Source organism: Arthrobacter sp. MA-N2 (assembly GCF_000517125.1).
GTDB classification, from domain to species: Bacteria; Actinomycetota; Actinomycetes; order Actinomycetales; family Micrococcaceae; genus Arthrobacter; species Arthrobacter methylotrophus.
The window spans coordinates 3,570,476-3,590,789 of record NZ_KI912155.1 but is presented as its reverse complement, the minus strand read 5'-3'; the positions used below and the strand labels follow the sequence as shown (position 1 = coordinate 3,590,789).

The following is a 20,314-nucleotide window of genomic DNA, read 5'->3' as shown; positions in this document are numbered from 1 at the left end:
TCGGTTACTTGCAATCTCTACCATCCTCCGCAGACCTCGTGTTGTCGAGGGTTCCTGGGGAGGATAGATTGGTGCACCGTGACCTTGACCGAGCTGGATGCACACCTTGAGACGCTGTTCGGCACCCTGCGCCGGTTCCCCGACGTCGAAGCGGAGAACTTGCAGGCGCACGACGCCACCGACAGGCTCCTCCTCGAGACCGCCGCAAGCTACATCCGCAACCCGGACGCTCGCGTCGCGGTGATAGGCGACCGCTACGGCGCCCTGACCGTGGGCACTTTGGCCGCTCTCGGCGTCGGGCACGTTCGCGTGAACCAGGATTTGTACGTCAGCCGGCTCGCCCTCCAATCGAACGCCGGGGCGTCAGGGTTGTCCGGCCGCTTTGAAGAGTTCGAGCTCGGAGCCGACTTGCTCGACGGCGCCGAGCTAGTGATCATGCAACTCCCCAAGGCGCTCGCCGAGCTGGAGGAGATCGCCGACGCCGTCGCCCGCTTTGCGGCTCCGGGCGCAGTCCTGCTGGCGGGAGGGCGCGTCAAGCACATGTCCCTGGGCATGAATGCCGTCCTGGAACGCAATTTTGAGTCGGTGCAGCCGCAACTCGCACAGCGGAAGTCGCGGGTCCTGCTTGCCACGGGTCCCAAGCGTCCGGCCGGTCCGGAGACCTTTCCCGTCGCGGAGCAGAACACCGAGCTAGGTATCACCGTCTGTGCTCACGGGGCTGCGTTTTCGGGTACGAAGCTGGACATCGGCACACGCTTCCTTTTGGGTTTCCTGGACCGGATCCCTCCTGCGCACCACGCGATTGACCTCGGCTGCGGAACCGGGATCCTCGCCACGATATATGCCCGGAACCGGCCCGATGCCCGCGTGACTGCGACCGACCAATCGGCCGCAGCGGTTGCGTCCGCGAAGGCAACCGCGGCGGCCAATGGGCTGGGCGGCCGGGTCACGGTAGTGCAGGACGACGCCATGTCCACTTTCGAGCCTGGCAGCGCCGACCTCATCCTGCTGAACCCGCCGTTTCACCTCGGCGCCAGCATCCACGCCGGTGCGGCCACGAAGATGTTCGAGGCCGCTGCACGGGTCCTGGCTTCCGGCGGGGAACTCTGGACTGTGTACAACAGCCACTTGCAGTACCGCCCCGGGCTGGAGCGGCTGATCGGGCCCACTACCGAGATTGGCCGGAACCCGAAGTTCACGGTGACCCGCAGCATCAAACGTTAAGCAGCATCAAACGTTAAAGGGGCAGCTCTGTTCCAGTGAGTGGCCCGTTCCCGGCAATTGTTCAACCCCGACGTGCCCGATCTTCGACATCTGCGGGTTGTCATCCGGGAAACTGACCATCGCCGGCGCCAGGACCACAGCCCAACCCCGGGCTCGGGTCCGCGTACCGGCATTCGAGCCATTTCCCGGGCCTCGCGTTCGCAATGTCGGCATGCATTACCTCCGGGCAGCGTGTGGGCATACCGAGACATGCACAGGTGCCGTACGATGCAAATGCAACAGCATTATCCGAATGATTTTAGGGGATTCCGTGACTGAGATCCGCCAGCCGACTCCGAGGCGCGGAACTAATCTGCCACGCATGGGGGACTTCAACCTGACCGTCATTCTCGACGCAATTAGGCGCTCATCGGGCGGCCTGAGCCGCGTGGAACTGGCCCAGATCGTGGGCCTCTCGCCGCAGACCATCTCGAATATCTCCAGGCGGCTGCTGGACCAGCAGCTCATTGTGGAGGCAGGCAAGGAAGGCAGCGGTCCGGGCAAGCCCCGTACCATCCTGCGCCTGAACCCGTCCGGAATGTACGCGTTGGGCGTCCACGTTGATCCCGCAGTCATCACCTCCGTGGTCCTGGATCTGGTGGGCGCCGTCGTGAAACACTCGCGGATCCCCACTCCGGCCGGCGGCAATCCACAGCACGTCATCGCCGCCATAGCGGAGGAAATCAAGTCACTGATCCAAGAGTCCGGTGTAGTTCCGGGGAAGATCGCCGGACTCGGCGTCGCGGCGCCGGGCCCGATAGACCTCGATGAGGGTGCCGTGGTGGATCCGCCCCTCATGATGGGGTGGGACCGGGTTCACCTGAGGGACGCCCTCGCGGAGGCCACCGGACTGGAGACCCTCGTGGACAAGGACGTCACGAGTGCAGCCGTCGCCGAAACCTGGGCGGGTGGGGTCAGTGGCACCGGCAGCTTTATCTTCATGTACATGGGTACCGGTATTGGCTGCGGGATCGTCCTGAACGACGAGGTGGTCCGGGGAACCTCCGGCAACGCCGGAGAAATCGGCCATATCATTGTCGATCCGGACGGCCCCGAATGCGATTGCGGCCTGCGGGGGTGCGTCAAGTCTTCCTGCATTCCACAGGTCCTCGTGGCCGAGGCTGAAAAGCAAGGCGTGCTGAACGGTTCCCGTAAGAGCACGGAAGGCCCGGAAGTGCAGGAAGGCTTTGCACGGCTTTGCGATGCCGCGGACTCGGGCGACGAACGTGCCATTGCCATCATCGATAAGTCGGCGGTGCTGGTTGCCCGCGCGGTTGCTGTGGTGACCAACACCCTCGACGTCGAACGCGTTGTCTTCGGCGGCCCCTTCTGGGGCCGGATGGCAGAGCGCTACCTGGAACGCATCCCCGCCCTGCTCGCCGCAAACAGCGCTGCCAACAGCATCCACGGCATTGAGGTGGTCGGAACCGGAGTGGGCGAAGACGTGGGCGCCATCGGGGCAGCTTGTCTGGTACTGGAGCACACCCTTGCGCCGCGCGCCCAGCGGCTTTTGTTGGACGGTTAAGGCTTTCTCTTCGCCCTGTTCAGCAGGGCTGTGTTTTTTACATTCATATATATCGGCAAAAAGGCTGGGCCAGCTGAAGTGTGGGGGGCTGCAGCCGCGTGAAGATCGGAGCGTCATGCGTCGCCCAGTCCGGTTCGGAGTAGCATTGCTCGGCGTCGTGGCCCTTTTGGCCTCGGCTGCATGTTCCGCCAACCAACCCCAAGCCAACGACAAGAAGACGATCAAGATCGTCTATCAGAAGACCGACTCCTTCACTGCCCTGGACAAGGTCTTCCAGGACGCTAAACAGGAATTCGAAGCGGCCAACGCGGGCGTGAGTGTGGACCTTGAGCCCATCCAAGCCAACGACGACGACTATGGCACCAAGCTCGCATTGGCCCAGCGGTCTCCCGACACAGCTCCGGACGTCTTCTACGAGGACACCTTCAAGGTCCGCTCGGACGTCGACGCCGGGTACCTCCTGAAACTCGACGCCTTGCTGGCCACATGGGACGGATGGTCCGCCTTCAACGAGAGCGCCAAGGCCGCGGGACGCGGAGACGACGGCGGTATCTACGCTGTTCCGCTTGGCACCGATACCAGGGGCATCTGGTACAACAAGCAAGTCCTCCAGAAGGCCGGCATCCCTGTGCCGTGGCAGCCGAAAACCTGGGATGACATCCTGACGGCCGCCCGCAAAATGAAGGCCGCGGATCCCAGCGTGGTGCCTTTCAACATGTATGCCGGACAAGCCACCGGTGAAGGAACTGTCATGCAGGGCTTCTACGAGCTCCTTTATGGAACGGCGAGCTCCTTGTATTCAGACAGCGAAAAGAAGTGGGTGGTGGGATCCCAGGGATTCACCGACTCGCTTCAGTTCCTGAAGACCCTCTACGACGAGAAACTCGCCGTAGCGCCGGCGGACGCCCTCGATCCCAATGTGTGGAAGAAGGTCTTTGGCGAGTGGCTGCCACAAGGCAAGATGGGCGCCACCGTGGAAGGTTCGTACGCGCCGTCGTTCTGGCAGAAAGGCGGCGCCTACGAATGGGCCGGGTATGCGCAGGATATGGGGGTAGCCCGGTTCCCCACCCAGTTCGGGCAGGATCCCGGGGGAGTGAGCATGTCCGGCGGGTGGACGCTCGCCGTCGATGCCAAGACCAAGAATCCGGACCTGGCCTTCAAGTTCCTGACCACTGCCCTGAGCAAGAAGAACGCGCTGGCCTTCGACGTCAATGATTCCCAAATAGCGGTCCGCACCGATGTGGCTTCCGATCCCGGTTACCAGGCAGCCAACCCGTTCGTGAAGGACGTCTCCTCGCTGGTGGGGGTCACGCACTACCGCCCGGCCACCACGGACTACCCAAAGATCTCGCTTGCCGTCCAGGCCGCTACCGAGGCCGTCATTACCGGCAAGGAGAGCCCGGCAGCGGCCGCAGCGGAGTACGACGCGTCGGTCAAGAAACTTGTCGGTGATGCCAAGGTCGTTCAGAAATGACGCATGACAGCCCCTGAATCCCCGCAGGCCGGCGCCCTGCGCCGCAGATTCCGCTTGCTGCCGGTAGTGCCCTCGGTTCTGCTACTGGCCCTCTTCCTGCTGGGGCCCGTGCTGTGGTCCTTCTATGCCTCCTTCACCAACGCCGCGTTGTCCGGCAAGGCTGCCGCTAATCCTCAATGGATCGGCCTGGACAACTACGCCCGCATGCTGACGGATTCCGTCTTCCCGCTCTCGGCGTGGCTGACGGTGGTCTTCGTGGCCGTTTCGGCGATCCTCGGACAGAACGCCCTGGGCCTGGTCATTGCCTTGTTGATGACCAGATCCGGGGGAGCAACTGCGTCGTTGGTGGGTACGGCGGTGGTCTCTTCGTGGGTGCTGCCGGAAATCGTGGCGGCCTTCGCGGCATACGCGTACTTCAGCCAGGACGGCACGCTCAACCAACTCTTGGGGATGCTCGGTGTTCGTGGCGCCAACTGGTTGTACGCCTTCCCGATGGGTGCTGTCATCCTGGCCAACGTCTGGAGAGGGACCGCGTTCTCCATGCTGGTCTACAGGGCGGCGCTCTCCCAAGTCCCGCGGGACATTTCCGAAGCCGCCCTGATGGACGGCGCCCGGGGTTGGCAGCGCCTCGCCTTCATCACCCTGCCGATCATCCGCGGAAGCATCGCCACCAACCTCATGCTGATCACCCTTCAAACCCTCGCGGTGTTCACCCTCATCTGGGTGATGACGGCAGGCGGTCCTTCCAATGCCAGTACCACGTTGCCGGTCCTGGCCTACCAGGAAGCCTTCAAGCTGGGGGATATCGGATATGGCACGGCGATCGCTTCGGTATTGATCCTGCTCGGCATGGTCTTCGGAGCGGTGTACGTCAGGCTCCTCCGCGGGGCAAAATCGTGACATCCCTGCGCCGCGGGTTGTTGGTCACCGGGAGGCGTCCGACGGCGGTGGCCGGGGGACTGCCCCGTGGCCGGTGGGCTGCCAATGCAGCGTTGGCCGTGATTGGCATGTGCTTCGTGCTACCCCTGGCGTGGCTCCTGCTTGCCTCCGTGGACCCCCACGCCGGATACCAAACGCGGTGGCCGCAATCGCCGTCGTTCGCCAATTTTTCGGCCGTGCTGACGCCCGAGCTGCTGTTCCGGCCGTTGGCAAACAGCTTCCTGCTCTCTGCTGGAACCGCCATCGTGAACTTGGCAGCCGCCGTACTCGCGGCCTATCCGCTGTCCCGGTATCAGTCGCGATTCAACAAGCCGTTCCTTTATGCGATCCTGTTCGGCACCTCGCTTCCGGTCACGGCAATCATGGTCCCGGTCTACGGCTTGTTCGTGCAATTGCAATTGCTGGACTCGATGCCCGCGACGATCTTCTTCATGGCAACCACCACGTTGCCCATGGCCATTTGGATGACCAAGAACTTCATGGACTCCGTGCCGCTCGAGTTGGAGGAAGCCGCCTGGATGGACGGTGCCTCGGGACTGGCCACCCTGCGCAGGATCGTCCTTCCCCTGATGCGTCAGGGCCTGGGCGTGGTGTTCATTTTCGTCTTCATCCAGGCTTGGGGGAACTTCTTCGTTCCCTTCATCCTGTTGCTGTCCACCGCCAAGCAGCCGGCCGCGGTGTCGGTCTTCAGCTTCTTCGGCCAACACGGCGCCATCGCCTACGGGGAGCTCGCCGCGTTTTCCATCGTGTACTCGGTCCCGGTGCTTATCCTCTACGCGGCGGTGGCCCGGGGATCGGGCGACGCGTTTGCCCTCTCGGGGGCCATGAAAGGCTGAGAGGAGGCCTCGAGTCTCAGTCGATGTCCTCCACGATGGTGCCGTAGGGGATCGAATCGTCCAAATGCGCTTGGTGGCCGCTGTGGTTGTAAACCACGCGGACACCGTGAAGCTGGTCCGCGGCCGATTGCATCAGGATGGGGCGGACTGTCTGGACGAACCTTTCGTCTTTGTCGGCGAGGTACTCCTGGTAACTGACTGGAAGCTGGATCATGCCAAAAGAATAGTCCTGGCTGACCTTCATAGGGAGGGCTACGCTGGCAGGCTTCTCCAAGGGGACTTCCTGCCAGCCAGGCCCCGCTCGAGGACCCAGCGAAGAATGTTCAGAAATCGGGTGAAACGTAGCGTAAAACTGCGTCTTAATTCGGTGGACGATTTGTGGCGCCCGAAGCCTCGATCTAGAGTCGTATTCAAGTTACCGCGGTAACGTGTCAGCGATCCTCCGCCGGATCTGTCTCTTGAAGGCAGGCAGGAGGGTGTGGGTGCCCCCATGTGGGCCTGACATTTGCACACGGACAACTTCATTTCAGGCGTAACAGTCGCGGCTGCGCCCTGCTGGAGTTCGTTGCGTGTATCCCCAACTCAATTCACCGATTCTGCAGCGCAGGGACTTGGTTTCACGTCCCTCGGGCAGGCCCGCTGACACACAGCCAAGGACGCAAATGTCACCACCAAGCCTCATTGATACCCATCCCAACTTGACCGGCACTGCTCCCGTTGCCTTGTCCTACGAGCTCTTCCCACCCCGCTCTCCAGCGGCTGCTCAGTCTCTCTGGACCACCATCGGTGAGCTTGAAGCCACGGACCCGGACTTCGTTTCCGTCACCTACGGTGCCAGCGGCTCCAACCGGGACACCGCCGTCGAGCTCATCAACAGGCTCCTGCTTGAAACCACCCTGCGGCCCCTGGCCCACCTCACCTGCGTGGGAAATACTCCTCAGGAACTGGCCGAGATCATCGGTGAACTCCTGGACAACGGCGTTCGCGGCATCCTTGCCCTGCGCGGCGACCTGCCTAAGGATGGCGGACAGCCAGTCAACGGTTCGTTGCGGTATGCCCAGGACCTGATCGAACTGATTCGCCGCGTGGAACAGCGACGGTCGGCCCTGCTGTGTGCAGGCAAGATCGCCGTTGGCGTGGCCGCGTATCCCACCCGTCACCCGGAGTCGCCGAGCATCGAGCACGACGTCGAGGTGCTGCTCGCGAAGCAGCGCTCGGGCGCCGACTTCGCCATCACGCAGGTCTTCTTCCACACCGAGCAATATGCTGACCTGATCTCCCGGGCGCGGCGCGCAGGCGTCACCATCCCGATCATTCCGGGCGTCATGCCGCTGACGAGCCTTCGCCGGCTCAAGCGGCTCGGCGAGCTCACCGGCGTCGAGCCGGCACCGGAGCTCATCGAACAACTTGCCGCGGCGGACAACGACGCCGAACGGCGCAAGATCGGCGTTCGCGCCACGGTGGACCTCGCAAACGCTGCCCTCCAGGCCGGTGCTCCCGGGATCCACCTGTATACGTTCAACGAGCACGCCTGCGCCCTGGACGTGCTGGACAAGCTTGCTCTTCCCCGCCCGGCGCGCCCGGCAAGCAGGCTCAACGCCATCGCCCGCCGCCAAGAACTCGTCAGCTGAACAGCCAACGCTGGTCCGCAACCAAGACACTCCGATTTGTACCTACTGCCCAAGGAAACTCCCATGACTGAACAGAACACCCAGTTCCCCGCAGCCTCGCTGCTCGGCTACCCGCGCATCGGCCGCCGTCGCGAACTCAAGAAGGCCGTTGAAGCCTACTGGGCCGGAAAGATCGACGCCGCGGCCCTGGACGCCGCTGCCAAGGACATCCAGCTGACCATCGCCAAGCGCCTGCAGGAACTCGGCCTCAACGAAGCCGCCGCCGTGCCGGGCACCTTCTCCTTCTACGATCAGGTGCTTGACGCCACAGCACACCTCGGCGCCGTCCCGGCCCGTTTCGGCCAGCTGCTCAACGCCGAAGGTCAGCTCGACATCGATGGCTACTTCACCCTGGCCCGCGGCAACAAGGAACAGCAGCCGCTGGAAATGACCAAGTGGTTCGACACCAACTACCACTACCTCGTTCCGGAAATCGGCGCGGAAACCGACTTCAAGCTCGCCTCCAACCGCATCGTGGAGGAATTCGAGTTCGCCCTGGCCAACGGCATCGAGACCCGTCCGTACATCGTCGGCCCGGTCACCTACCTGCTGCTTTCCAAAGCCTCGGACGACGCTCCCGCGGGCTTCGCCCCGTTGTCCCGCCTCGAGGATGTCCTCCCGGTCTACGTTGAACTGCTCGGCAAGCTGGCCGCCGCAGGCGCCAGCTGGATCCAGCTGGACGAGCCCGCCCTGGTTGTTGACCAGGACACCCCGGCCGCCCAAATCCAGGCTGCCGTCGCCCGCGCTTACGAGGTCCTGTCCGGTGCCGCAGCGCGCCCGCAGCTCTTCGTCTCCACCCCCTACGGTTCCCTCGATGGTCAGCTCGGCACCCTTGCCGCAACCAACATCGATGCCCTGCACATCGACGTCTTCAAGGGCGCTGTCCCGTCCGCAGCTGCCCTGGCTGGCTTGGGCAACAAGACCCTGGTTGCCGGCGTCGTGGACGGCCACAACATCTGGCGCAACGACCTCGCCGTTTCGGCCGCGAAGCTGGACGAATTGAAGGCCGCCGCCGGCAAGCTCGCCGTCAGCACCTCCACCTCCACCCAGCACGTCCCGCATGACACTGCCGAGGAAACCCAGCTCTCGGAGCAGTTGCGCAGCTGGCTCGCATTCGCTGACCAGAAGGCAGTGGAGGTCAAGACCCTGGCGGACTACCTGGCCAACCCGGCTTCCGCGAAGGCCGCCATCGACGAAGCCTCTGCCGTGATCGCTTCCCGGGCTACGGCTGAAGGCGTCCAGCGTGCCGACGTCCGTGCGCGCACCGCGGCCCTTACCGAAGCCGACTTCAACCGTTCCGAGTACTCGGTCCGTGAAGCCGCACAGGAAGCGGCGCTGCAGCTGCCGCCGCTGCCCACCACCACCATCGGATCCTTCCCGCAGACCTCGGAAATCCGTTCGGCCCGTGCCCGCAACAACAAGGGCGACCTCACCAACGAGCAGTACGAGCAGCTCATGAAGGACGAGATCAAGCGGGTCGTCGAGCTGCAGGAAGAGCTCGGCTACGACGTCCTGGTGCACGGCGAGCCCGAGCGCAACGACATGGTGCAGTACTTCGCCGAGAACCTCGAAGGATTCGACGTCACGGTTCACGGCTGGGTCCAGTCCTACGGCTCCCGCTGTACCCGTCCGTCCATCCTCTGGGGCGACGTCACCCGTTCGGCTCCCATCACGGTTGCCTGGGCTGAATACGCACAGTCCCTGACGAGCAAGCCGATGAAGGGCATGCTCACTGGTCCGGTCACCATCCTCGCCTGGTCCTTCGTCCGCGACGACCAGCCGCTGGGCGAGACCGCCAACCAGGTGGGCCTGGCGCTGCGTGACGAGATTGCCGACCTCGAAGCCGCAGGCATCAAGGTGATCCAGGTGGACGAGCCCGCCCTGCGCGAACTCCTTCCGCTGCGCAAGGCAGACCACGCCGCCTACCTGAAGTGGTCGGTGGACTCCTTCCGCCTGGCCACTGCCGGTGCCGCCGACGCAACCCAGATCCACACCCACCTCTGCTACTCGGAGTTCGGCGTGATCATCGATGCAATCGACGGCCTCGACGCCGACGTCACCTCGATCGAGGCAGCACGTTCACGCATGGAGGTGGTCCACGACCTCGAAGCACACCACTTCGGCCGTGGCGTTGGTCCGGGCGTCTACGACATCCACTCGCCCCGCGTTCCGGGCGAAGCGGAGGTCACCGAGCTGCTGGCCACCGCAGTGAAGCACGTCCCGTCCCGCCAGCTCTGGGTCAACCCGGACTGCGGCCTGAAGACCCGCGGCTACGCCGAGACCGAAGAGTCCCTGCGCAACCTGGTCAAGGCCACCAAGACGGTCCGCGCCAGCCTGCTGGAAGCATCCAAGTAGCGCTCAAGTAGTACAAACCGCGGCGGCCGGTCACCTCGAAAGGTGACCGGCCGCCGTCGCACTTTCAGCTCTGACTCTTCCCCCGGAAACTATTCCCAGAGGATTTCGTCGTCCACCACGCCGTCCTCGTCCGCCGCAACCACCAGGAGCTCGTCGGTGAAGTGCGATCCCAGGGTGAAATCCAGGACGAAGTAACGCTCCGGTTGGCCGGGGTAGATCGCTACATGACCCAGTTTGAGGGCCCTGAGAAACACGTCTTTGTTGAGCTGCGTCTTGTCGCGGACGCCGAACACCGCCTCCAGTTGCTCTTCCTTGAGCTGGTTGGAGTGGAAGTGGAGGAACTGCTGGGAGTTGGTGCCGTCCTGGTCCAGTTCTTCGGCGATCATGTCGCGGACCTGGTCCACCAGTTCGGGGAGGTAGCCCAAACGGTAGTCCACCTTGTGGAGCGCCTTCTCGTCGAAATGGTCATGCGCCGTGACGTTCAAGTCCAGTTCGAGGGGATTTCCAGCGAACTCGTGGGAAGCCACGTAACAGCGCTCCCGCCCGTGGTTGAGCTCGATTTCCCCGAAATGCTTGCTCGCTACCTTGCTCATGTCTTCAAGATAGTCCCAAACAAGCGGCGTGTTCCAGCATCCTGGAAGATTTCAGCCGGGTCGCTTGGGCGTTGACTTTTGGGCTGATGTGGGCGTCGTCGCGGCACGTCTGGCCCGGACGGTTGCCGCGCTACCGTGAAGCGTGTCTGCCAGCAATTCGGTGAAGAGCTGCACTTGCGCTGTGCGCTTTTCGTTGATGAGCAGCGCGAAGACGTTGCGCGCGAGCCGGATATCCGGGACATCGAGAACCACCACACCGGGCGGCCGGTGCCGCAGCGCCAGCTCCGGTACCAGTGCGGCACCGAGCCCTGCGGCAGCCATCTCGAGGCTGGCGTGGAAGTCGTCACTGTAAGCCACCACGCGGGGGTGCAGATTGCAGCTGGCAAACAGCCGTTCGATCACCACGGCGTCGCTGGTCCCGGGGTGGTGCATGATCCATGGCATGTCCGAGAGCTGGGAGGCCTGCATTTCTGCCTCCTCCCGGATACCCCACGAGGCGGGGAGCACCACCCGGAAGTCGTCGTCGCCGATCCACTGCCGCTCCAAAGTATGCGGCCACGCCAGCCCCGACTGGCCCACTTGGTACACCAGCGCGAGGTCCAGTTCACCGCCGCTGCGCAGACCTTGGATGGTTTGGGATGGCTCTGCTACCCACACGCGGAGTTCGATGCCGAGCTTCTTCCAGCGCGGGTTCCGGAGGATGTCCGGCAGCACATAGGTGGCCAGGCTGGGGAAGATGCCCAGCCGGAGCTCTTGAACGGGGGAGTCCGTGCTTCTTGATGCGGCCGCCAGCAGGGTGTCGACGTCAGTGAGCACCTTGGATGCATGGCGCACCATGGTCAGGGCTGCTTCGGTGGGGACCACGCTGCGTGCGGAACGGTGGAAGAGTTCGACGCCGGTGTCCCGTTCCAGCGCTGCCATCTGTTGGGATACGGCTGAGGCGGTGTAGCCGAGCCGCCCGGCGGCTGCCGCGAAGGAACCGAGCCGCGTGACTTCAAGCAGCGTCCGCAGGTGGAGAAGGTTGACCATCAGTGATCCTTAGGCTCGGTGTCGGCCGAAATCCGTGCCCAGCCAGCATAGCGTTGTGAATTCGGTCGCGGCTCCTGCCGTGGTGACCGGCCCGGACGACAGGATGTGGCGGGCGACTCATTGAACGTCGTTGGCAGAGATGGTGCGACACGCCGGGAGCGGCGCGACACGCTGACGGTTAATTGTGGCTAAGTAGTCCACAGGGTGTGGATTTCGTCTTTGGATTTGGCGGATTCCCGGACATTTTTACCTTCTTGGCCTGTGGACTACCGGTGCGTAAAATGACATACTTGTAATACATCATCTTGGGGTTCCGCTGAGGCGCTTGCACTACATGTAGTATCGATTTACGGATTGAGCGGGAAACCAGCACAAGACATGAATGCAAGACGTGATAGATAGTTTGGCCGCTTCGCCGGCCAGCGGGCCAGTATCGGAGTGATCAGTTCCGGTCGGGGCCTGCCAATACGAAGAGCTAAAGACTTCAACAAAGAGGACAGGGACCATGACTGTGACGGTTTACACGAAGCCGGCCTGTGTTCAGTGCAACGCAACCTACCGAGCACTCGACAAGAAGGGCATCGCCTACCAGAGTGTCGACATCTCCCAGGATGCCGAGGCTCTTGAGCGCCTCAAGGCCCTTGGATACATGCAGGCTCCCGTCGTGGTGACCGAGCAGGATCATTGGTCGGGATTCCGTCCGGACAAGATCGAAGAGCTGGCACTGGCTGCCGCTTCCGTGGCCTAGTTTTCAAGACTCCGCCGCCACAACAAAGTATTCCAATGTAGTCGAGGTGACTCCCATGGCAGCGCTGGCAACAGCACCTGCACAAGCGGCGACTGAAGCCGTCCGCACGCGGAGTCACCTCATCTACTTTTCCTCCACATCCGAGAACACGAAGCGCTTCGTCCAGAAGCTCGGCGTCGACGCGGCACGCATCCCGCTCCACGCCAAGGACGCGCCGTTGCTCGCACTGGAACCCTTCGTCCTTATGCTGCCCACCTATGGTGGTACGAATGGCGAAGGCTCGGTACCCAAGCAGGTCATCAGGTTCTTGAATAACCCGCAGAACAGGGAACTGATCCGCGGCGTGATCGGGGCAGGGAACACCAACTTCGCGGAAAACTACTGCATGGCGGGAGACATCATCGCCACTAAATGCCGGGTTCCGCATCTCTACAAATTTGAACTCATGGGGACGCCTGAAGACGTCCAAAGGGTCAACGAAGGGCTGGAAAAGTTTTGGACACGACTGTCGCAGATACAGAAGTAACCAAGGGCGCTATGGATACCGCCAACGTCAAGAAGCCGTTGCCGGAGGCCTATAAGGGCCTCGGCTACCATGAGCTCAACGCCATGCTGAACCTCTACGGTCCGAACGGAGAGATCCAGTTCGAAGCCGATCGTGAGGCCGCGCACCAGTACTTCCTGCAGCACGTGAACAACAACACCGTTTTCTTCCATGACCTGGAAGAGAAGCTGGACTACCTGGTCAAGAATCAGTACTACGAGCGCGAGACCCTCGATCAGTACACGATGAACTTCATCCGTGAGCTGTTCAACCGCGCCTACAAGAAGAAGTTCCGCTTCGAGACCTTCCTCGGCGCCTTCAAGTTCTACACCTCCTACACGCTGAAGACCTTCGACGGCAAGCGCTTCCTGGAGCGCTACGAGGACCGCGTCTGCATGGTTGCCTTGCACCTTGCCCGCGGCAACGAAGAGCTGGCCAGCCGCCTCGTGGACGAGATCATCGATGGCCGCTTCCAGCCCGCCACGCCCACGTTCCTCAATGCCGGCAAGGCCCAACGCGGCGAGCTGGTCTCCTGCTTCCTGCTGCGCATCGAAGACAACATGGAGTCGATTGCCCGTGGCATCAACTCGGCGCTGCAGTTGTCCAAGCGCGGCGGCGGCGTGGCCCTTTCGCTGACCAACATCCGTGAGCATGGGGCGCCGATCAAGCAGATCGAGAATCAGTCCTCCGGTGTCATCCCGGTCATGAAGCTCCTCGAAGACAGCTTCTCCTACGCCAACCAGCTCGGTGCCCGCCAGGGTGCGGGTGCCGTGTACCTGCACGCCCACCACCCGGACATCTACCGCTTTCTGGACACCAAGCGTGAAAACGCCGACGAGAAGATCCGTATCAAGACGCTGTCCCTGGGCGTCGTGGTCCCGGACATCACGTTCGAGCTGGCCAAGAAGAACGAGGACATGTACCTCTTTTCCCCGTACGACGTCGAACGCGTCTACGGTGTGCCCTTCTCCGATATTTCGGTCACCGAGAAGTACTACGAGATGGTGGACGACTCGCGGATCAAGAAGACCAAGATCAGCGCCCGCGAGTTCTTCCAGACCCTCGCAGAGATCCAGTTTGAGTCCGGCTACCCGTACATCATGTTCGAGGACACTGTGAACCGGGCCAACCCGATTGCCGGCAAGATCACCATGAGCAACCTGTGCTCGGAGATCCTGCAGGTTTCCACGCCGTCCATCTACGCCGAGGATCTCAGCTACAAGACGGTCGGCAAGGACATCTCCTGCAACCTTGGTTCGATGAACATCGCCAAGACCATGGATTCTCCGGACTTCGGCCTGTCGATCGAGACGTCCATCCGTGCCCTCAGCGCGGTCTCGGACATGTCCTACATCAACTCGGTGCCGTCCATCGCGCAGGGCAACGCCCAGAGCCACGCTATCGGCCTCGGACAGATGAACCTGCACGGTTACCTTGCCCGTGAGCACGTCCACTACGGTTCCGAAGAAGGCCTGGACTTCACCAACATCTACTTCTACACGGTGCTGTTCCACGCTCTCCGTGCCTCGAACAAGCTGGCCATCGAGACAGGTCAGCCCTTTGCAGGCTTCGAGAACTCCACCTATGCAAGTGGCGCGTTCTTCGACAAGTACACCGAGCAGGAATGGACCCCGGAGACCGAGCGCGTCCGCGAGCTCTTCGCCGGCATCCATATTCCGACGCAGGAAGACTGGCGCGAGCTGAAGGCTTCCGTCATGGAGCACGGCATCTACAACCAGAACCTGCAGGCCGTCCCGCCCACGGGTTCCATCAGCTACATCAACAACTCGACGTCGTCGATCCACCCGGTGGCCGCCAAGATCGAAATCCGCAAGGAAGGCAAGATCGGCCGCGTCTACTACCCGGCTCCGTACCTCGACAACGACAACCTGGAGTACTACCAGGACGCGTACGAGATCGGTTACGAGAAGATCATCGACACCTACGCCGCCGCCACGCAGCACGTGGACCAGGGCCTGTCCCTGACCCTGTTCTTCAAGGACACCGCCACCACGCGCGACATCAACAAGGCGCAGATCTACGCATGGCGCAAGGGCATCAAGACGCTCTACTACATCCGTCTCCGCCAGCTCGCGCTGGAAGGGACCGAGGTTGAGGGTTGCGTCAGCTGCATGCTGTAACCGATAACGGTTGACTAATTGCGGCAACCGCCGCGCCATACAACTGAAGAGTACGACGCCGGGTGAGCGCCCGGCGTCGTACGCTTACCTTAAACAACACATACGTTAAGGGGACGAAATGACCGAGAAGGTCAAGCTGCTTAGCCACGTCGAAGCGATCAACTGGAACCGCATCCAGGACGACAAAGACGTGGAGGTCTGGAACCGACTGGTCAACAACTTCTGGCTGCCGGAGAAGGTGCCCCTGTCCAACGACGTCCAGTCCTGGCACACCCTGACGCCCGACGAGCAGCAGCTCACCATGCGCGTGTTCACGGGCCTGACCCTGTTGGACACCATCCAGGGCACGGTGGGCGCCGTGTCCCTGATCCCGGACGCGATCACGCCGCATGAAGAGGCGGTGTACACGAACATCGCCTTCATGGAGTCGGTGCACGCGAAATCGTACTCGTCGATTTTCTCCACCCTGTGCTCCACCAAGGAGATTGACGACGCCTTCCGCTGGTCCCTCGAGAACGAGAACCTGCAGAAGAAGGCGCAGATCGTCATGGACTACTACCGAGGCGACGATCCCCTCAAGCGCAAGGTCGCTTCCACACTGCTGGAATCGTTCCTGTTCTACTCCGGGTTCTACCTGCCCATGTACTGGTCCTCGCGGGCGAAGCTCACGAACACGGCAGACCTCATCCGCCTGATCATCCGCGACGAAGCCGTACACGGCTACTACATCGGCTACAAGTTCCAGAAGGGCCTCGAAAAGGTCTCCGAGGAGAAGCGCCAGGAAATCAAGGACTACACGTTCGAGCTGCTCTTCGAGCTGTATGAAAACGAAGTCCAGTACACGCACGATCTCTACGACGGCGTGGGCCTGGCCGAGGACGTCAAGAAGTTCCTGCACTACAACGCCAACAAGGCCCTCATGAACCTCGGCTACGAGGCCATGTTCCCGGCCTCCGTCACCGACGTGAACCCGGCCATTTTGTCGGCCCTGTCACCCAATGCTGACGAGAACCACGACTTCTTCTCGGGGTCTGGGTCGTCTTATGTGATTGGGAAGGCTGTTAATACTGAGGATGAGGACTGGGAGTTCTAGGGATTCTGTTGACCTAGTTGGAAGACTTCCAACTAGCTGCCACTAAAGCGGGCCCTGCACGGTAAATCATGCAGGGCCCGCTTTGTGAGCTCTCAGCAGACCTTGCCTTGCCTCACGTCCGGGAGCGCCCTCGGCGGGCGACCGCGTCGATCGTCACGGCCGAGACGAGAACCAGCGCGGTGACCACATACTTCGCCGGCGCGCTGTAGCCCTGCAGGCCCATGCCGTTGTCGATCGCTGCGATCACCAGGCCGCCGAGGACCCCGTGCAGCACCTTGCCTCGGCCGCCGAACAGGCTGGTGCCGCCGATCACCGCCGCGGCGACGGCGTAGAGCACCAGCGTGCCGCCGTCGTACGAGGTTGAGACCGAGCGGAGCCGGGACGCGTAAACGATTCCGGCGATTCCGGCAGTGAAGGAAGCGAGCATGAAGGCGATCGTTCGGATGCGCGCGAGATTCACGCCGCCCCGTCGTGCGGCCTCGGCATTGCCGCCAATAGCGTAGACGTAGCGGCCGAATCGGGTGCGGCCGAGCAGCAGCGTCCAGGCCGCGAGGACTCCGAGTACAACCAGCAGTACCCAGGGCACACCGCTGATTTCAACCAGGGTGCCTCGGTTGGTGTTGCAAAGCCAGACGACGGCCACACCGGTGGCGAGCACGGCCGCAATCTTCAGGGCGCTCACGCTGGCTGGCGGCGCGACGAGTCCGCTATCGCGCCGGCGGGCGTCCCTCAGCCAGGTCCAGGTGCTGAACACTCCGGCGACGACGAACATTACGGTCCAGCTGGTCAACGGGCTGAGGTTGCCGCTGGCGATGTCGTTGATGACGTTGTCGTTGATGGGCACCACGCCGCCGCTGCCGAGGATCATCAGCATCACGCCGAGCCAGCCGAGCTGGCCACCGAGCGTCACGACGAATGACGGCAGCCCGAGGCGGGTGATGATCGTGCCATGCAGCACCCCGATCCCGGCGCAGGCAGCCAGCCCGACGGCGATCGCCGCCCACCACGGCCAGCCGGTCGACTCCTGTACGAGTTCGGCCATGATGACACCGCCCACGCCGCCGACGTACCCGATTGACAGGTCGATCTCGCCGAGCAGGAGCACGAAGACCTGGCCCATCGCCAGCAGCATGAACACCGAACCCTGAATGAGCAGGTTCACCATGTTGCCGGGGGTCAGGAAGTTCGGGTTCAGCGATTGGAACAGCGCCGAGATCACGAGCAGGCCCGCGAGCACCGGCAGCACTCCGCTCTCACCGGCCCGAACCCGCGCCAGCGCCGCGCGGAAGTACTCGGGCAGCGACGTGGCGGTGATGTCGGGGTTCAGCGCCAGCGCAGCCTTTCGCGCGGCTGCCGCGGTCGTCGGCTCCTCATGGAGGGCACCTGCGACGGACGGGAGCGGCCCCTTGGCGGCGGGAATCCTGCGTTGCGAAGGCGTTGAGGGCGCGGGTTCCGGTCTTACCCGGTCGGAGACACCGGTGGTCATCAGGTCGACCACGATCTGCCGGTCCACTTCTGTGATGGGCCGAACCTCCACGAGCCGCCCGAGCCTGAGTACGGCGATGCGGTCGGCGACCTGGAAGACGTCGTTCATGTTGTGCGAGATGACGACGACAGCGACGCCGCGGTCGGCGAGCTGGCGAATGAGGTTGAGGACGACCTCAGTCTGGGCGACGCCGAGAGCCGCCGTCGGCTCGTCCATGATGACGAGTTTCGAGTTCCACAGCACAGACTTCGCGATCGACACGGACTGGCGTTGACCGCCGGACAGGGACGCGACCGGCTGCCGGATCGAACGCACGCTCGTCACGGCCAGGCTCGCCAGCGTCTCCCGGGCCGCTATCTCCATGCTCTCTTCATCGAGGAGGAGATGGCGCAGGCGCTCGCGGCCGAGGAACATGTTCTGCACGATGTCGAGGTTGTCGCACAGGGCCAGATCCTGGTAGACGGTCTCGATGCCGAGTTCGGCGGCCTCATGGGGTGAGTTCAACCTGACGGGCTTGTTTTCCCAAAACAGCTGGCCGTCGTCGGGGGCGTAAATGCCGGCTACGCACTTGATCAGCACTGACTTGCCCGCCCCGTTGTCGCCGGCCAGCGCGGTCACCTTCCCGGTCGGCACTTCGAGGGTGACGTCGGCCAGCGCCTGCACCGGCCCGAAGTTCTTGTCGATCCCCACGAGGCGAAGCAATGGACCGGCGTCAGGTCGGGCCGTTGTCGCCGGCTGCGGTGGCGTTTCAGGAATCACGCTAGTTCCTTTGTGAGCGCTGGGGGCCAGGCCGATCCGGTCCTTCCCTGTCCCCTGCAGGAAACGACCGGTTCGAGGGTTGCGAACTACTTGATGTTTTACCTACTTCGCTGTTCCGACTACTGGATGCCGGCCGCGGTGCATGCGTCCTTCACCTGTGAGATGCACAGCGCGGGGACCGTCACAGCGCCGTCCTTGACGACCGTCTCGGCCATGTTCTTCGTGGTAACCCACAACGGGGTCAGCAGGACCGACGCGACATCGGTTTTCGCCGTGTCGTCCGTCGTCTTGCCGTTCACCAGTGTAGAAGGAACGTCCACGCCCGCCCGAAGGTAGAGCGCAGCCGCGGCAGCGGCCTGGGCCTCAAAGTAGATCGGCTTGTACACGGTTCCGCACTGGTAGCCCTTCAGGATGTTCTGCAGGCCAGACAGGGACGCGTCCTGCCCTGTGGTCGGGAAGGTCTTGGCGGGGATCTGCTTGCTCTGCAGGTACGCGATCACCGCGTTGGCGTTGTCATCGTTGGGCGTGACGACCGCGTTGATGTTCGGATGGGCGGTGTACTGCTGGGCGAAGGTTGTCTGTGCTACCGAGGGTGTCCAGGTGCCGGCGGGCTCGCCGGCGTTCACGTACTCGCCGCTGTCGAAGTGCGGCTTGAGCACGCCGTTGTAGCCTTCGGCGAACAGCTTCGCGTTGTTGTCGGTCGGGTCGCCATCCATGATCAGGATGTTTGGCTTGCTGACCTTCCAGTCGCCGATGCAACTGACTTCGCCGTCGCCAATCAGCTGACCGACCTTGACGTTGTCGAAGCTGACGTAGATGCGATCTTTCGCGCCGCCCTTGACGAGCCGGTCATAGTCGATCACCTTGACGCCGCGCGCGGTGGCGGCCGCCTCGATGGCCGCGCCCGAACCCGAGTCGAGAGCGTCGACCAGCAGCACGGATGCCCCGGCCGTGATGTCGGCCTCGGCCTGCGTCTGCATCGTACTCGCGCTGCCCTGCGCGTTGTCGATCTTGAACTTGGTGGAGTCCAGCCCTGCCGCCTCGAACGCCTTCTTCAGGTACGGGGCGTCGAACGTGACGTACCGCGCGGAGGTTGTGGTGTCGGGCAGTAGGACGCCGACCATGCCCTTGCCCTGCGAGCCGAGCGACGTGAGTTGTTTCATCGCTGAGAAGTCGGCGGTGAACGCAGACGCGGAGATCTGCGGTACGGCGCCTCCGGAGCCCGTAGCGCTCGGCGTGGAGGATGGGCTCGGGGAGCTGCAAGCGGCGATCGCCGTGATGGTGAGGGCTGCAACGAAGGTGGTTCTGACGCCTCGTGCTGAATCCTTCAAGTGTTTCAACTTCATCTTTCCTTCCATTGGTTGCGGCTGCAGGCGACTTGGCCTGGCCGGGCCGGGATCTGGGCGTTGTTGCCGGGCGCAGGTCGATGCTCGAGATCGCGGCCATTCTCACCAACGGACGTCGACATGTCAGCACCCCGCTGACTGGCGACTCAAGGTCCAGAGGCTCGACATCCCAAGGTCCTTTCGGGAGAAAACATGCCCGGTATTTCGGCATGCTCGTCGTTGTTGTTCTATGGCTTCGTTGTAGACCTGAAGTCTGTTCTTCGCAAGGCTTCGTCCCGGAGCGTAGCGACGCCGAGGTGACCGTGGGGGGGGATCGCGAGCATCAGGCTCACCTGCAGCGCTTTGAGTTGGGCGTGTGTGAGTTCCTGTTGGGTTTTCGGCCGCTCCGCGATCGCGCGCAGTTTGCCGAGGTTCACACTGTGATCGTCGCCGTGCTTTTCATTCACTTCGCGGGCTCTCGAATCCTCAACCGCTGCCAGCTTGGCCAGGAGCTCATCCACCGTTGTCCCGGCC

17 protein-coding genes are annotated in these 20,314 nt (G+C 62.8%); 11 read left to right on the top strand and 6 right to left on the bottom strand.

Annotated features, from left to right (window positions below; genetic code table 11):
• Positions 1–84: 84 nt before the first annotated feature.
• The 5 genes from A3M3_RS0117540 (at position 85) to A3M3_RS0117520 (ending at position 6,037) form a co-directional block, all read left to right on the top strand.
• On the top strand, positions 85–1,224 hold the full coding sequence (locus A3M3_RS0117540; protein ID WP_442853122.1) for a class I SAM-dependent methyltransferase: 1,140 nt from the start codon (positions 85–87) through the stop codon (positions 1,222–1,224).
• A 310-nt stretch (positions 1,225–1,534) separates the two neighbouring features.
• Positions 1,535–2,788 (top strand): ROK family protein, encoded by a 1,254-nt coding sequence (locus A3M3_RS0117535; protein ID WP_028267429.1) that lies wholly within the window; start codon positions 1,535–1,537, stop codon positions 2,786–2,788.
• Positions 2,789–2,903: 115 nt separating this feature from the next.
• On the top strand, positions 2,904–4,262 hold the full coding sequence (locus A3M3_RS0117530) for an extracellular solute-binding protein (RefSeq protein ID WP_028267428.1): 1,359 nt from the start codon (positions 2,904–2,906) through the stop codon (positions 4,260–4,262).
• Between the two features lie 3 nt (positions 4,263–4,265).
• Positions 4,266–5,162: a carbohydrate ABC transporter permease gene (locus A3M3_RS0117525; protein ID WP_035741991.1), complete on the top strand. Its 897-nt coding sequence runs from the start codon at positions 4,266–4,268 to the stop codon at positions 5,160–5,162.
• Positions 5,156–6,037 (top strand): carbohydrate ABC transporter permease, encoded by an 882-nt coding sequence (locus A3M3_RS0117520; protein WP_442853121.1) that lies wholly within the window; start codon positions 5,156–5,158, stop codon positions 6,035–6,037. The genes A3M3_RS0117525 and A3M3_RS0117520 overlap by 7 nt, the downstream gene beginning before the upstream one ends.
• A gap of 16 nt (positions 6,038–6,053) precedes the next feature.
• On the opposite strand, the gene A3M3_RS0117515 is transcribed toward A3M3_RS0117520, so the two are convergent.
• Positions 6,054–6,251, bottom strand: a complete 198-nt coding sequence (locus A3M3_RS0117515) for a hypothetical protein (protein ID WP_231497296.1) — start codon at positions 6,249–6,251, stop codon at positions 6,054–6,056.
• A 448-nt stretch (positions 6,252–6,699) separates the two neighbouring features.
• Here A3M3_RS0117515 and A3M3_RS0117510 point away from each other — a divergent pair, with 448 nt between their 5' ends.
• Complete coding sequence (locus A3M3_RS0117510) at positions 6,700–7,668, top strand: methylenetetrahydrofolate reductase (protein ID WP_028267424.1); 969 nt, start codon at positions 6,700–6,702, stop codon at positions 7,666–7,668.
• 63 nt (positions 7,669–7,731) lie between these two features.
• Positions 7,732–10,062, top strand: a complete 2,331-nt coding sequence (gene metE / locus A3M3_RS0117505) for a 5-methyltetrahydropteroyltriglutamate--homocysteine S-methyltransferase (protein WP_028267423.1) — start codon at positions 7,732–7,734, stop codon at positions 10,060–10,062.
• 89 nt (positions 10,063–10,151) lie between these two features.
• Here metE and A3M3_RS0117500 read toward each other — a convergent pair whose 3' ends face one another.
• Positions 10,152–10,655, bottom strand: a complete 504-nt coding sequence (locus A3M3_RS0117500) for a DUF2004 domain-containing protein (RefSeq protein ID WP_028267422.1) — start codon at positions 10,653–10,655, stop codon at positions 10,152–10,154.
• Between the two features lie 51 nt (positions 10,656–10,706).
• Positions 10,707–11,684 carry a LysR family transcriptional regulator gene (locus A3M3_RS25735; RefSeq protein ID WP_051423251.1) on the bottom strand — a complete coding sequence of 326 codons (978 nt, stop codon included), beginning with the start codon at positions 11,682–11,684 and terminating at the stop codon, positions 10,707–10,709.
• A gap of 505 nt (positions 11,685–12,189) precedes the next feature.
• On the opposite strand from A3M3_RS25735, the gene nrdH reads away from it, so the two are divergent.
• The 4 genes from nrdH to nrdF all read left to right on the top strand — a co-directional run bounded on the left by nrdH (position 12,190) and on the right by nrdF (position 16,210).
• Positions 12,190–12,432 carry a glutaredoxin-like protein NrdH gene (nrdH, locus tag A3M3_RS0117490; RefSeq protein WP_028267421.1) on the top strand — a complete coding sequence of 81 codons (243 nt, stop codon included), beginning with the start codon at positions 12,190–12,192 and terminating at the stop codon, positions 12,430–12,432.
• 55 nt (positions 12,433–12,487) lie between these two features.
• Positions 12,488–12,958 (top strand): class Ib ribonucleoside-diphosphate reductase assembly flavoprotein NrdI, encoded by a 471-nt coding sequence (gene nrdI / locus A3M3_RS0117485; RefSeq protein WP_028267420.1) that lies wholly within the window; start codon positions 12,488–12,490, stop codon positions 12,956–12,958.
• Positions 12,959–12,969: 11 nt separating this feature from the next.
• Entirely contained in the window at positions 12,970–15,117 is a 2,148-nt protein-coding gene (nrdE, locus tag A3M3_RS0117480) for a class 1b ribonucleoside-diphosphate reductase subunit alpha (RefSeq protein ID WP_197023327.1), read from the top strand.
• A 118-nt stretch (positions 15,118–15,235) separates the two neighbouring features.
• Entirely contained in the window at positions 15,236–16,210 is a 975-nt protein-coding gene (gene nrdF, locus A3M3_RS0117475; RefSeq protein WP_028267418.1) for a class 1b ribonucleoside-diphosphate reductase subunit beta, read from the top strand.
• A gap of 112 nt (positions 16,211–16,322) precedes the next feature.
• Here the strand turns inward: nrdF and A3M3_RS28195 are convergent, their stop codons facing one another.
• From A3M3_RS28195 to A3M3_RS29590, 3 genes are all read right to left on the bottom strand, one after another.
• Complete coding sequence (locus A3M3_RS28195; protein ID WP_155854414.1) at positions 16,323–18,455, bottom strand: ABC transporter permease subunit; 2,133 nt, start codon at positions 18,453–18,455, stop codon at positions 16,323–16,325.
• Positions 18,456–18,574: 119 nt separating this feature from the next.
• Positions 18,575–19,801: a sugar ABC transporter substrate-binding protein gene (locus A3M3_RS0117465; RefSeq protein WP_028267416.1), complete on the bottom strand. Its 1,227-nt coding sequence runs from the start codon at positions 19,799–19,801 to the stop codon at positions 18,575–18,577.
• A gap of 227 nt (positions 19,802–20,028) precedes the next feature.
• Positions 20,029–20,301, bottom strand: coding sequence for a hypothetical protein (locus A3M3_RS29590; protein WP_028267415.1), 273 nt, complete (start codon positions 20,299–20,301; stop codon positions 20,029–20,031).
• Positions 20,302–20,314 lie beyond the last annotated feature (13 nt).